The 12,170-nt window shown below is 59.0% G+C and carries 14 protein-coding genes; 10 read left to right on the forward strand and 4 right to left on the reverse strand.

What is annotated here, in order from left to right; genetic code table 11:
* The first annotated feature begins 124 nt into the window (after positions 1-124).
* Entirely contained in the window at positions 125-1,312 is a 1,188-nt protein-coding gene (locus tag BVK86_RS03165) for an MFS transporter (protein WP_075945043.1), read from the forward strand.
* Positions 1,313-1,342: 30 nt separating this feature from the next.
* Here the strand turns inward: BVK86_RS03165 and BVK86_RS03170 are convergent, their stop codons facing one another.
* Positions 1,343-2,380, reverse strand: coding sequence for an alpha/beta hydrolase family protein (locus tag BVK86_RS03170; RefSeq protein ID WP_075945044.1), 1,038 nt, complete (start codon positions 2,378-2,380; stop codon positions 1,343-1,345).
* A 167-nt stretch (positions 2,381-2,547) separates the two neighbouring features.
* On the reverse strand, positions 2,548-3,159 hold the full coding sequence (locus BVK86_RS03175; RefSeq protein ID WP_075945045.1) for an FMN-dependent NADH-azoreductase: 612 nt from the start codon (positions 3,157-3,159) through the stop codon (positions 2,548-2,550).
* Positions 3,160-3,291: 132 nt separating this feature from the next.
* Here BVK86_RS03175 and BVK86_RS03180 point away from each other — a divergent pair, with 132 nt between their 5' ends.
* Together BVK86_RS03180 and BVK86_RS03185 are read left to right on the forward strand one after the other, a co-directional pair.
* Positions 3,292-4,200, forward strand: a complete 909-nt coding sequence (locus BVK86_RS03180) for a LysR substrate-binding domain-containing protein (RefSeq protein WP_075945046.1) — start codon at positions 3,292-3,294, stop codon at positions 4,198-4,200.
* Positions 4,197-4,556: an MmcQ/YjbR family DNA-binding protein gene (locus BVK86_RS03185; RefSeq protein ID WP_075945047.1), complete on the forward strand. Its 360-nt coding sequence runs from the start codon at positions 4,197-4,199 to the stop codon at positions 4,554-4,556. Before BVK86_RS03180 ends, BVK86_RS03185 begins: the two co-directional genes overlap by 4 nt.
* Positions 4,557-4,576: 20 nt before the next feature.
* On the opposite strand, the gene BVK86_RS03190 is transcribed toward BVK86_RS03185, so the two are convergent.
* Together BVK86_RS03190 and BVK86_RS03195 are read right to left on the reverse strand one after the other, a co-directional pair.
* Entirely contained in the window at positions 4,577-5,005 is a 429-nt protein-coding gene (locus BVK86_RS03190; RefSeq protein WP_075945048.1) for a DUF1294 domain-containing protein, read from the reverse strand.
* Positions 5,002-5,832 carry an undecaprenyl-diphosphate phosphatase gene (locus BVK86_RS03195; protein ID WP_075945049.1) on the reverse strand — a complete coding sequence of 277 codons (831 nt, stop codon included), beginning with the start codon at positions 5,830-5,832 and terminating at the stop codon, positions 5,002-5,004. Before BVK86_RS03195 ends, BVK86_RS03190 begins: the two co-directional genes overlap by 4 nt.
* Before the next feature lie 258 nt (positions 5,833-6,090).
* Between BVK86_RS03195 and BVK86_RS03200 the strand changes: the two genes are divergently transcribed.
* The 7 genes from BVK86_RS03200 (at position 6,091) to BVK86_RS03230 (ending at position 12,145) form a co-directional block, all read left to right on the forward strand.
* Complete coding sequence (locus BVK86_RS03200) at positions 6,091-7,725, forward strand: methyl-accepting chemotaxis protein (RefSeq protein WP_075945050.1); 1,635 nt, start codon at positions 6,091-6,093, stop codon at positions 7,723-7,725.
* A gap of 120 nt (positions 7,726-7,845) precedes the next feature.
* Positions 7,846-8,409, forward strand: coding sequence for a nicotinamide riboside transporter PnuC (pnuC, locus tag BVK86_RS03205; RefSeq protein WP_075945051.1), 564 nt, complete (start codon positions 7,846-7,848; stop codon positions 8,407-8,409).
* Positions 8,406-8,936: an AAA family ATPase gene (locus tag BVK86_RS03210; protein ID WP_075945310.1), complete on the forward strand. Its 531-nt coding sequence runs from the start codon at positions 8,406-8,408 to the stop codon at positions 8,934-8,936. The genes pnuC and BVK86_RS03210 overlap by 4 nt, the downstream gene beginning before the upstream one ends.
* 350 nt (positions 8,937-9,286) lie before the next feature.
* Positions 9,287-9,721, forward strand: coding sequence for a hypothetical protein (locus BVK86_RS03215; protein WP_075945052.1), 435 nt, complete (start codon positions 9,287-9,289; stop codon positions 9,719-9,721).
* Position 9,722: 1 nt separating this feature from the next.
* The gene (locus BVK86_RS03220; RefSeq protein ID WP_075945053.1) at positions 9,723-10,301 is read left to right on the forward strand and encodes an adhesin; all 579 of its coding nucleotides are present in this window, start codon (positions 9,723-9,725) and stop codon (positions 10,299-10,301) included.
* 63 nt (positions 10,302-10,364) lie between these two features.
* On the forward strand, positions 10,365-11,384 hold the full coding sequence (locus tag BVK86_RS03225) for a heme utilization protein (RefSeq protein ID WP_075945054.1): 1,020 nt from the start codon (positions 10,365-10,367) through the stop codon (positions 11,382-11,384).
* Between the two features lie 62 nt (positions 11,385-11,446).
* Positions 11,447-12,145, forward strand: coding sequence for a C39 family peptidase (locus BVK86_RS03230; protein WP_075945055.1), 699 nt, complete (start codon positions 11,447-11,449; stop codon positions 12,143-12,145).
* Positions 12,146-12,170: the final 25 nt, after the last annotated feature.

Below are 12,170 nucleotides of genomic sequence, written 5' to 3' on the forward strand. Positions count from 1 at the left end.
AACCATCGCCAGCAGGCCTTCAGGGACGCAGGAAATGCCCGATCACATTAGTTAGCCTGCTTTCTTTTATCCCGCACCCAAGCCATCATGCAGTTCTCCCACCGCCGCCCGCGAAAAAGCCCTCATGTCTGCGCAGCAACAGCCAACGCAAAGCTCCATGGCGATCACCCTGCAGATCGTCTCCATCGTTTTCTATACCTTTATTGCCTTCCTCTGCATCGGCTTGCCGATCGCGGTGTTGCCCGGCTATGTCCATGAACAGCTGGGTTTCAGCGCCGTTGTCGCCGGGCTGACCATCGGCTCCCAGTACCTGGCCACCCTGCTCAGCCGGCCCATGGCCGGGCGCATGTCCGACAACATCGGCACCAAGCGCGCCATCGTTTACGGGTTGATCGGGATTGTGCTGAGCGGAGGTTTGACCTTGTTGTCGACCCTGCTGCAAAGCCTTCCATTATTGAGCCTGTTGATCCTGATTGCCGGGCGCTTGCTGCTGGGGATCGCCCAAGGCCTGATCGGCGTCGGCACCATCAGTTGGTGCATGGGCCAGGTGGGCGCCGAACACACGGCGCGGTCCATCTCCTGGAACGGTATCGCCTCCTACGGCGCCATCGCCATTGGCGCGCCGCTGGGCGTGGTGATGGTCGGGCAACTGGGCTTTACCAGTCTCGGGATCGCGCTTAGTGCGCTGGCGATGATGGCGTTGCTGTTAATCCGCAACAAACCGTCGGTGCCTGTGGTGCGCGGTGAACGCTTGCCGTTCTGGGCAGTGTTCGGACGCATCGCGCCCTTTGGTGCGAGCCTGAGTCTGGCGTCCATCGGCTATGGCACCCTGACCACCTTTATCACCTTGTATTACGTCAACCGTGGCTGGAGCGGCGCGGCTTACTGCCTGACCGTTTTTGGTGTGTGTTTCATTCTGGCGCGGTTGATGTTCATTTCCAGCATCAGCCGTTTTGGCGGGTTCAGCTCGGCCATCGCCTGCATGACCATTGAAACGGTGGGCCTGGTACTGCTGTGGCTGGCGCCTTCGACCGGTTATGCCTTGATCGGCGCAGGCCTGACGGGGTTTGGCCTGTCGCTGGTGTACCCGGCGCTGGGGGTGGAAGCGATCAAGCAGGTGCCCAACTCCAGCCGTGGCGCAGGCTTGAGCGCTTATGCGGTGTTCTTCGATCTGGCACTGGCCATCGCCGGCCCGCTGATGGGGGCGGTGGCGCTGAACCTGGGGTATGGGTGGATTTTCTTCAGTGCGGCGCTGTTGTCGGTGGCCGGGTTGGGGCTGACATTGCTGCTCAAGCACCGATCCATGACCTGACGCGGCTCCTCCTGAAGGGGATATAGGCGGTTATTGATCCGCCGTCTGCATCCCGGCCCGTGTCGCTTTGCCCAACGTACGCGAGAAGAAGCGCCCCGCTTCGGAAATCAGATTGCGGTGAATGTCTTCGCGGTCGACGCCGTCGGCATCGGTACAAAGGGCCGGCATGATCGCGATCTGTTCGTCGTTGCAAGGCGCCATGAACACGAAGTGCCCGGCCCCCGCCAGTAACTTGAAGTCCGGAGCGACAGGCAGTTTGCGCGCCAGTGCAGCAGCGTTTTTGTCGAAGGCCACTAACTTGTCGCCGTCACCGCTGTAGAGCAGCACCGGCACATGCACATCGGCCAAGGTGTGCCGGCCAAACTTCAGACTCAGCGGCGCCATCAACAGCAAGGCATGGACGCGTGGGTCAGCCACCGGCTGCAAATCATCGCGGTCAACAATTAACTCACCTTGCGTGTTGCAGGCATCGCGGTCATCCGGGCGCTCCTGGCAGTAACGGCGCAGACGGTCCAGATCCGGCGTCGCACCGGACAGGATCAACGCCGTCTCCCCGCCCGCTGAATAGCCGATGACACCCACCTGATCGGCATTCACAAACGGCGCCAGCATGCGGTCGCCCAGGGTTGCGGTAATGGCTTCAGAAATCTGGATCGGCCGACCGTACAGGTTGCTCAAGGTGCCGAGCCGACTGTGGTCCTTGGAGTTGTCCCCGGGATGAATCACCGCCACCACCACGAACCCCTTGCGAGCCAGCGATGTGGCGAGGTCATGCAGGGCCAGCGGGGTGCCGGTGTTGCCGTGGGAGAGCATCAACATCGGGAAACGACCCATGGCGACTTTGCTGTCTTCACCGGCCTCGACCCTATAGCCCTCCAACGTGCTGGAGTGCTCTTTGTCGCTGGAGGGATAAAAAGCGATGGCACGCATCGGTTGCAAATCGAGCGGGTCGAGAAAACTCATCTCGTGATAACCGACGCTCCAGTGAGGATGCGGCGCGGGGGCGGCGTGCACCAAATTCAGGCTGCCGAACAGGCATATCAGTAAGGCTGCACATAGACGCATCATGGGATGCCCCACCTTGTTACCGGACCATTGATGTAACCCATGACTGCATATCTTGGGCCACTATCTGAAACGACCAGAAACAAAAAACTCCGCATCTGGCACTTGCGTATCCAGAATACAGAGTTTTTTTGGTTTTACCTGAACGGCTTGACGCTTTTACGCAAGCCTTACGCTGCGGCGAACAGTTGCTCGCTGATTTGCGTCTGCGCGTCGCTCATGGCTTTGGTGCGCACTTCGTCACCGTAGGCCAGGCCGTGGGCGCGAACGAATTCGATATCAGTGATACCGATGAAGCCAAACAACACTTTCAAGTAGTCTTCGTGGGCAACACCAGTCGCTTGGCCAGCGTGCAGACCGCCGGAGGTCGAAACGATCACCACTTTCTTGCCACCGCACAGGCCTTCCGGGCCAGCTTCGGTATAGCGGAAAGTCTGACCGGCAACGGCGATGCGGTCGATCCAGGCCTTGAGTTGGGTTGGAATGGTGAAGTTGTACATCGGCGCGGCAATAACCACGGCGTCGGCGGCAAGGAATTCAGCCAGGGTCTGGGCGCTCAGCTCGGCTTCGTGCTGTTGTGCAGCGTTGCGCAGCTCGGCGGTGGTGCCGGCGGCAACCAGGGTGTTAGCGGAGAAGTGGCTGATGGCGTCAGCGGCCAGGTCACGGTAAGTCACCACAGCCGATGGTTCGGCTGTTTGCCAGGCTTTGACCACTTCGCCACTCAGCAAACGGGATGCCGAGTTGTCACCAAGAATGCTCGAGTCGATATGCAGCAGTTTCATGTGGGATCTCCAGGTGAGGATCGCCCACAAGGGCGATCAGATGGGGACCATCCTACAGATGAAACCAATGGCTGATTAGCATGCAACAATGCGATAGTTTGTCTCACTGATAGAACGATCTGGAAGACGCCCATGCAAGACCTCAATGACCTTTATTACTTTGCCAAAGTCGTGGAGGCAGGCGGCTTCGCAGCGGCCGGGCGCTTACTGGGGATTCCCAAGTCGCGGCTGTCGCGGCGCATAGCCGAACTGGAGGAGCGTCTTGGCGCGCGTCTGCTGCAACGCACCACCCGCCAGCTCAAGCTGACGGCCGTGGGTGAGCGCTACCTGCGGCATTGCCAGGCGATGCTGCTGGAAGCCGAAATGGCTGATGAAGCCGTGGCCAGCATGTCCAGCGAACCACGCGGTCGCTTGCGGGTGTCGTCTCCCGTCGGATTGGCCCACGAAATGCTGCCGGGGGTGATCAGCAGTTTTCTGGAGAAATATCCGCAAGTACAACTGGAGGTGATGCTGGTCAACCGTCGCGTCGATCTGGTGACCGAGGGCGTCGATGTTGCTTTGCGCGTGCGTGAACCGGGCGACGAAGACCCGTTGCTGGTAACCCGAAGACTCCGTCAGGCACAGATGCTGATGGTGGCCAGCCCCGCGTTCCTAAAGGGGCATGACATCAATCACCCGGATGACCTGGAAAGCCTTCCCGTGCTCGGCGCCCTCGAGCCCGATCGAATGGTGCACATTCGTCTGGTCGACCGCCAGGGCAAGCATCATGACCTGGCCCTTGAAGCGCGATTGGGCATAGACGACTTCATCGTGCGCAAGACTTGCGCCCTCGCCGGCCAGGGCTTCACCACTTTGCCCATGATGTACTGCGAACAAGAATTGGCAAACGGCTCGCTGGTGCAGTTGCTGCCAGAATGGTCGTTGCCGGGTGGCTGGCTGCAAGCGGTCTATCCTCATCGACGCGGCGTGATGCCGGCCGTGCGCGCCTGGCTCGACCATCTGATTGAAACATTCAATGCCTGTGGGGATCGTTTGATATGAAGGCTGGACGCATGAGCGAAGCGCAGGTCGCGGCATTCTGTCTGGCATTGCCGGGCGCGCGGGAGGATTACAAATGGGGCGGTGTGCGGGTATTTTCGATTGCCGGGAACAAGATGTTCGCCTTGCAGAACCTGCGGGGGGAGTCCTTGGCGTTCAAGGTCGACAAGGATTTGTTTCTTGGTCATTGCGACCGTCCAGGCATTCACCCGGCGCCTTATCTGGCGCGCGCCCAGTGGATCATCATGAACACGCCCTACCCGTTGGGTGCCGAGGAACTGCAAGGGCTGCTGCAACGCTCCCACCAACTGGTGGTCAGCAAATTGCCCAAGCGGACCCAGGTCGGATTGTTGCTGTAGGAGCAGGCTCGCTCCTACCGTTAGAACAGCGCGAACAAGTGGGCGCCAAGAAAGAGCATGTCGATCCAGAACACCTGGTGCAGCAGCACGATGAACCAGAACACCACCTGAAACGAAACCTTGCGCGTCTTGTGCCGAAACACCTGCTGGGCCAGCAATGCGCCCGGCCAGCCTCCAGCGAACTCCAACGCATGCAGCACGTTTTCCGGAGTGCGCCACTGCTCGGCGCGGGCCTTGCGCTTGTCGCTCCAATACAGCAAAAACGCCAGCACACTGACGATGCCATAGGCCGCCAGAGGAATCATCGACACCCCTTGCAACCATAACGACATCGAACCAGACAGTGGCAGCGCACACAGGATCGCAAACACCAACCATTTCAAGCGCAGGTTTTGAACCCCGCCACCGGATGGACGGCCGCCGTTGTTGCGTGCGCTGGAATCACTCATGGTTTGGCGGCTGTCCAGTCGACCCAACCGAACTGCCAAGTAGCCAAAATCAACAGGCCGAAAGCGATGCGATACCAGGCGAACGCCGCATAGCTGTGACTGGCGATGAATTTGAGCAGGCCACGCACAGCGATCATCGCGAAGATGAACGCCGTAACGAAACCGATCGCGAACACTGGGAAGTCCGCCGGCACAAACAGCTTGTGGTACTTGTAGCCCGAGTACACCGCGGCACCGACCATGGTCGGCATGGCCAGGAAGAACGAGAACTCGGTAGCGGTCTTGCGCGACAGGCCGAACAACAGGCCGCCGATGATCGTCGAGCCAGAACGCGAAGTGCCCGGAATCATCGCCAGGCACTGGGCGAAGCCCACCTTGAGTGCATCTTTCCAAGTGATTTCGTCGACCGTTTCGGCATGTACTTCATGCTGGCGTTTTTCAGCCCATAGCATGATCACCCCGCCCACCACCAAGGCCGTGGCCACGGTGATCGGGTTGAACAGATAGTGGTGAATCAGGTCGGCGAAAATCACCCCCAACACCACGGCCGGCAGGAAAGCGATCAGCAGGTTCGCCGTGAAGCGACGTGCACTTGGCTGGGTTGGCAAACCGATGACCACGTCGAAAATCTTGCGGCGAAACTCCCAGACGACCGCCAGGATCGCCCCGAGCTGGATGATGATGTTGAACGCCATGGCGCGTTCACCACCGAAGTCGAGCAAGTCCGCAACAATGATCTGGTGCCCGGTACTGGAAATGGGCAAAAACTCCGTCAGCCCTTCTACAACGCCAAGAATCAAAGCCTGAAAGGCAGTCCAAAGATCCATCAATCCCCCAAAAGGCTATGCGTTCGCGCATGCCCCGTCAGTATTTTCAAAGCGTTCACTGCGATCAGCGTAGTTGAAGTCCGCGTGCGCAAAGTCCCCTCCTGCCCCCGAAAATTGCGTGAAAAATCAATTTGGATTCAGGTTTTTGCGCACCGGGCCGAAATCCTATCAGACAAGCCTGAAAAGCGCTGCCGCGTTATCAGACCTGACAGATGCTGGCGATCACTTTACAAAAACAAGAAACCGGAGCACCGCGTTATGAACAGCTTGCGCAATATGTCGATCAGCCGGCGGTTGTGGCTCATCTTGATCGTGGCCGTCATGATGCTATTGGCCTTGGGCGTCATGATGCTCAAGCAGATTCACGATGACCTGTACGACGCCAAGGCTCAGAAAACCCAGCATGTTGTGCAAACGGCCAGCGGCATTCTGAGCTACTACCACGGCCTGGAAACCGCTGGCACTCTCACCCGTGACGCCGCCCAGAAACAGGCGCTGACCGCCGTCCGCGGCTTGCGCTACGACCAGGACGACTACTTCTGGATCAACGATCTGACGCCGGTGATGATCATGCACCCGGCCAATCCGAAGCTCGACGGCCAGAACCTCTCCGCCATCCGCGACCCGGACGGCTTTGCCGTGTTCAACGAAATGGTCGCCGTGGCCAAGAGCAAAGGCGCCGGGATCATCAACTACCGCTGGCCAAAGCCGGGCGCCAGCGCGCCGGTCGAGAAAACCTCCTACGTCAAACTGTTCGAGCCCTGGGGCTGGGTGCTTGGCTCGGGGGTGTACATCGATGAAATGCAGGCCGAGTTTTACGGGCAAGTCCGGGAAGCTTCGTTTATCGGCCTGGCCATTGCGCTGATCATGGTCGCACTGGTGGTGCTGATTGCCCGCAGCATCGTGCGTCCGCTCCAGGAAACCGTGAACGCGATGGCCAACATTGCCAGCGGTGAAAGCGACTTGACCCGCAGCCTCGACACCCAAGGCCAGGATGAAGTCACACAGCTGGCGAAGCACTTCAATGCCTTTACCGCCAAGCTTCGCCAGGTCATCGGCGAGTTGCAGGTGTCCGCCAGCGCCTTGGGCCAGTCGTCCACCGAGCTGGGCAACGACGCCACCCAGGCCCAGCAGCGCAGCCAGCAACAGTCGCAACAAATGGAACTGGTGGCCACGGCCATCAATGAAGTGACCTATGGCGTGCAGGATGTAGCCAAGAACGCCGAACATGCCGCCAGTGAAATGCGCGACGCCGAAGCCCAGGCCCAGCAAGGCCAGATCAACATCGACGGCAGCCTGCAGCAGATCGATACGCTGTCCTCGACCATCCATCAGGCCGTCGAAGTCATCCGCACCCTGGCCACCGAAAGCACGCAAATTGGCAGCGTTCTGGAAGTGATCCGCTCCATCGCCGAACAGACCAATCTGCTGGCGCTGAACGCGGCCATCGAGGCGGCGCGCGCCGGGGAGCAAGGTCGCGGATTTGCCGTGGTGGCCGACGAGGTTCGACTGTTGGCCCAGCGTACCCAGAAATCGACGGCGGAGATCCAGACGATGATCGAGCGCCTGCAAAGTCATTCCGAAGCAGCGGTCAAGGTGATCAGCGACAGCAGCCGCGCCTCGCAACTGACGATTGAACAGGCAGGGCTTGCGGGTGCCAGCCTCAACGCCATTGGTCAGGCATTGCGCAATCTCAACGGTCTGAACGCGTCGATTGCCAGCGCGACCTTGCAGCAGGCGCATGTGGTCGAGGACATCAATCAAAACGTCACGCAAGCCGCCGGATTGTCCCACAGCACCGCGCTGGCGGCTGAACAGTCCAGTGCAGCGAGCGTGCGACTCAAGGGCTTGAGTGAGCAGTTGAACGGGTTGCTGAGGCAGTTCAGGGTGTAATACTTAAAAGATCGTAGCGTTCGCCAACGCCCAGGGCTCTCTGGGTGACGCCGAAGGCTGCGATCTTCTGTTCTCTACGGGTACAATCCGCCCCCTCTTCGATTTCCCCAAGGAACCTCCATGTCCGGGCTTGAACTGTTTGCCGCCACCCTCGGTGTCATTGCCGTCTGGTTGACGGTCAAGCAGAACCCTTGGTGCTGGCCGATCGGTCTGGTCATGGTGCTCATCTATAGCTGGATCTTTTACGAAGTGAAACTGTATTCGGACATGCTCCTGCAAGTGATCTACGCCGCATTGCAGTTGTATGGCTGGTGGCAATGGACCCGTGCAGGTGACGCCAGCCATGGTCGTGAAGTCAGTCGGCTGGACACCCGATCTGTGACGACCGGATTGATCATCGGTGCTGTCGGCAGTCTAATGCTGGGCGCCGCGATGGCGCACTGGACCGACGCGGCCCAACCCTGGCTCGACGCGGCACTCACCGGTTTCAGCCTGGTGGCGCAGGTGTGGATGGCGCAAAAACGCGTTCAGTGCTGGCCGCTCTGGATCGCAGTGGATGTGATTTTCGTCGGGTTGTTTATCTACAAAGACCTGTATTTGACGGCCGCGCTGTACGGCTTGTTTCTGCTGCTGGCCGTACAAGGCTGGCGCGAATGGCGCGCGTCCCCGGCGTTGCGCACATGAAGGTGCTGGTGCTCACCGGCCCCGAATCCAGCGGCAAGAGCTGGCTGTCAGCCGAGCTGCAAGCGCATTTCGGTGGCGTGCTGGTCGAAGAATACGTGCGCCGGTTCATCGAGCTGAACCCGCGAGACACCTGCCTGGCGGATATTCCGGCCATCGCTCGTGGCCAGTTGCAGTGGGAAGATGAAGCCCGCGCTATGCAACCGCCACTGCTGATCCTCGACACCCACTTGCTCAGCAACATCCTCTGGAGCCAGACACTCTTCGGCGACTGCCCCGACTGGATCGAGCAAGCCTTGCTGGCCAGGCAATATGACCTGCACTTGTTGTTGTCACCTGAGAATGTCGAGTGGACCGACGATGGTCAGCGCTGCCAGCCTGAACTCGGCGAGCGTCAGATGTTCTTCAATGACATCCAGGCATGGCTGGAACAGCATCGGCAACCCATGCAAGTGCTACGCGGCGACTGGACTGAGCGACGTGTTCAGGCTCTGGCCGCCGTCGCGAAGTTGATCGGCCCCACCCCCTGACTCTGGGGGTATTTACCCAGCGTTTTCCCCTGATTTGGGGTAGAAGTGTCCGTTCGTGAAACACCCCTTCCCTCGCAAAAGGCCCGTTTCAGCACCCTTCCGCTTTTGCCGATCCGTTTGTTAAGCCGTTGATACACCCCCCCACAAACCCCTGTTCCAGAGCATCGCAAGCACTTTGGCCCACCGTGGGCATCCTGTGTTGTCTCACGGCTGAAACAGCGCGATTGCGCCTCGCCCGGACAAAACTCACAAGTTATTGAATCAAAACAAAAATCTAAAACAGGCACAGGTTTCGCTCTCTCCTTCACAACGCTGACTAGGGCCAGCCCACCACAAGAAGGAATTGCATCGTGGGGACTTACAAGAAAGGCTTGACCTGCCTCCTGCTGATCGCAAGCGCTGCCAGTTCGGTGGTCAGCTTCACTGTCCAGGCCGAAGGCAATGGCGTCATTGTTCTTCAGCGTACCGTCCAGCCGGTGCACATTGGCCGCAATCAGGGCAAAGATCCAAACCCGATCACCGTCAACACCAACCCTTCCGCGCGCATTACCGGTGAATTGAGCGACGGCGACTTCGCCAACGTCGCCAGCGGCACCTCTTTCCGCGGTGCCAACAACCAGTCGATGGGCGGCATGCAGGGCCTGAACACTGTTACCAATCCTAACGGCATGCCAGGCATGGGTGCCGGCCACCAAGGCGGCAGTGGCAATGCGATTTCGGGAACCATCAACCGCGCCATGAGTTCCGGCCTCGCCCCCTTGGGCAGACTGGCTGGAGGTCAATGACATGAATCGTTCTCTCCTTCTCCTCGCACTGCTCGGCTGCGCCAGCGCCTTGGCCGATTCCAGCGTGAAATCGATCAATAACGCAGACATTCAAGATTCCGGCACGCAATACAGGGGCAACTTCAACGTCAACCAGGCGGCCGGTGACCAACAGCAACAAACCAACGTTCGGGCCATCGCCATCGGCACAGAAGCCGGCGCGACCACCATCGTCAATCAACGACTCAACACCCCCGCCAATCCGTCGATGAACGCGACGGCCACGATCGGCGGCACCTCTTTCAGCAATGGCAACGGTGTACTGGGCGTCAACCAGAGCGCCGGGGCCAACAACCAGATGGCCAACGTCATGCGTATCAGCATCAGTGCTGCTCCGCAGGCGATTGACGATAGCGCCCTTTCTCAACAGAACGTGGCGTTGCTACCAAGCTCAGGAGCAACTGGCACCCCAACCGGCAGTCGCCAGGTCGTGACAAGCGACCAGGCCTTCACCGGCAGCCGAGGGGTGATTCAGGTGAACCAGAGTGCCGGGGTGGGGAACCGAATGGCTAACACCCTGAGCATCCGGGTCGCTGACTGACCCAAACGCAGTGCGATTGGAAAGTACCAACACTTAACCAACTAATAAGCACGGAGAAACACCATGAAACCTACAATGGCCTTAAAACCACTGGTTTTCGCTCTCGCAGCAGTGATGGCAATCGCAGCACAAGCAGGCGGTCGTGATGATGATCACGGTCATGGCAATGGTCACGGCAACGGGCATGGTAACAACCAGCCTAAAGGCCCGACTCTGGAACAAATTCTGCAGATCACCGCCGGTGCCGGGGCCACCGTCATGGATCAACAAAGCAGCAGCGGCAACGCTGTACTGAACCAAGGCACCATTAACCGTGCCAACGTCGAAAACTCGGCAAATGGCTCCAATGGCAACGTGGGCCTCAACAACGCTGCTGGCGACGGCAACCAACAAGACAACGCCGCTGCCCTGGCTACTGCTGACGAAAGCTTCATCTTCGGCACCGCAGTGGCAGCTTCCAGCGCGACTCAAATGAACGGTGGCAACACTGTCGCCAACTACTCGAGCACTACCCGCGCCAGCCTCGACAACGTTGGTAATGGCGGTTCCGGCAACATGGGTGTCAACAACGCTGCCGGCAACTTCAATCAACAGAAAAACAACCTGGCCATCGCCGTATCGGGCGGCCGTGTAGCACAAGCGGCGGCTGCGGCTAACCAAAGCTCCACTGGCCTGACTGTTACCAACAACGCTGACAAGGCTTACTCGAAAGATACCCTCACTGGCACCTTCAACGCTGCCGGTGTGTTCGTGGCAGCAGGTCAGGCAACAACCGAAGGCAACGGCGGTGGTCACGGTGGCCCACGCAACAATGATCGTGGCGGCTACGGTGGCGGCCATGGCGGCGGCAACGGTGACACCACGTCTGATTTCGTAGCCGTGGGTGTATTCGGTCTGGCTGGCGTAACCACTCAACAAGTGATGACTCCAGACGGATGGAAAAACCCTGTCACCAATACTGCTAATGTCAGTAACGTCGGCAACAACTTCTCCGGTAACGCTGGCTTCAACAACGCTTCCGGTGTTGGCAACCAACAAAGCAACTCGCTGTCCATCGCGGCTGGCTGCAGAGCCTGCCTGTAATCGCGATAGTCATGAAAGCCCCGGCAACGGGGCTTTTCCATCAGTCCCAAGGCGTATCGACCATGCGTAAGACTGCCCTTATCGCCCTCCTCTGCCTGTCTGGCCTGCCTGGCCTTTCTGGCCTGACCCAGGCCGCACAGATATCAGTGGCCGCCCTGCCTGGCGGCACACTCATCTACAAGCAGGTACAGAGTCTGCGTGAGCGCAAGTTCAGCAACATTGTCGAACAGAAGACCGATTTCAGCTGCGGCGCCGCCGCACTGGCAACGATCTTGCGCCAGGCTTATTGGCTCGACGTCGATGAAGAGCAAGTCATCAAAGGCATGCTGGTCAATGCAGACCAGGACCTGGTTCGTACCCAGGGTTTTTCCATGCTGGACATGAAGCGCTACATAGAAAGCATCGGCATGCGCGCCCGTGGCTACAAGATCCCACCGGAAAAGCTCGACGCAGTAACGATCCCGGTGGTGGTACTGACGGAAACTCGCGGCTACAAGCACTTCGTGGTGTTGCAGCGCGCTGACAAGGACTGGGTCTATATCGGCGACCCGGTACTCGGTCACAAGCGCTACACCCATGATGACTTTGTCAAAGGTTGGAACGGCATTGTCTTCGCTATCGTTGGTTCCGGTTACGAGAAAACCAATGCACTTCGTAGCCCCCCGGTCCCCCTGACAGCCAAGAACAAGCTGGATAACTTCAACCCGGTCAAAGATGCTGATTTGATGGATTTTGGTTTCATACAGAGCGACTTCTTTTAATCGCCAACAAAAAGATTGGGGCAGG

This window comes from Pseudomonas reinekei, from assembly GCF_001945365.1.
Classification (GTDB): domain Bacteria; phylum Pseudomonadota; class Gammaproteobacteria; order Pseudomonadales; family Pseudomonadaceae; genus Aquipseudomonas; species Aquipseudomonas reinekei.

Bases quoted from the DNA above. Each gene is read 5' to 3' on its own strand.
- BVK86_RS03185 (WP_075945047.1), top strand. From the start codon at position 4,197: ATGAAGGCTGGACGCATGAGCGAAGCGCAGGTCGCGGCATTCTGTCTG.
- BVK86_RS03220 (WP_075945053.1), top strand. From the start codon at position 9,723: ATGAATCGTTCTCTCCTTCTCCTCGCACTGCTCGGCTGCGCCAGCGCC.
- BVK86_RS03210 (WP_075945310.1), top strand. From the start codon at position 8,406: ATGAAGGTGCTGGTGCTCACCGGCCCCGAATCCAGCGGCAAGAGCTGG.
- BVK86_RS03180 (WP_075945046.1), top strand. From the start codon at position 3,292: ATGCAAGACCTCAATGACCTTTATTACTTTGCCAAAGTCGTGGAGGCA.
- BVK86_RS03175 (WP_075945045.1), bottom strand. From the start codon at position 3,159: ATGAAACTGCTGCATATCGACTCGAGCATTCTTGGTGACAACTCGGCA.
- BVK86_RS03190 (WP_075945048.1), bottom strand. From the start codon at position 5,005: ATGAGTGATTCCAGCGCACGCAACAACGGCGGCCGTCCATCCGGTGGC.
- BVK86_RS03195 (WP_075945049.1), bottom strand. From the start codon at position 5,832: ATGGATCTTTGGACTGCCTTTCAGGCTTTGATTCTTGGCGTTGTAGAA.
- BVK86_RS03230 (WP_075945055.1), top strand. From the start codon at position 11,447: ATGCGTAAGACTGCCCTTATCGCCCTCCTCTGCCTGTCTGGCCTGCCT.
- BVK86_RS03225 (WP_075945054.1), top strand. From the start codon at position 10,365: ATGAAACCTACAATGGCCTTAAAACCACTGGTTTTCGCTCTCGCAGCA.
- BVK86_RS03200 (WP_075945050.1), top strand. From the start codon at position 6,091: ATGAACAGCTTGCGCAATATGTCGATCAGCCGGCGGTTGTGGCTCATC.
- BVK86_RS03170 (WP_075945044.1), bottom strand. From the start codon at position 2,380: ATGATGCGTCTATGTGCAGCCTTACTGATATGCCTGTTCGGCAGCCTG.
- BVK86_RS03165 (WP_075945043.1), top strand. From the start codon at position 125: ATGTCTGCGCAGCAACAGCCAACGCAAAGCTCCATGGCGATCACCCTG.
- pnuC (WP_075945051.1), top strand. From the start codon at position 7,846: ATGTCCGGGCTTGAACTGTTTGCCGCCACCCTCGGTGTCATTGCCGTC.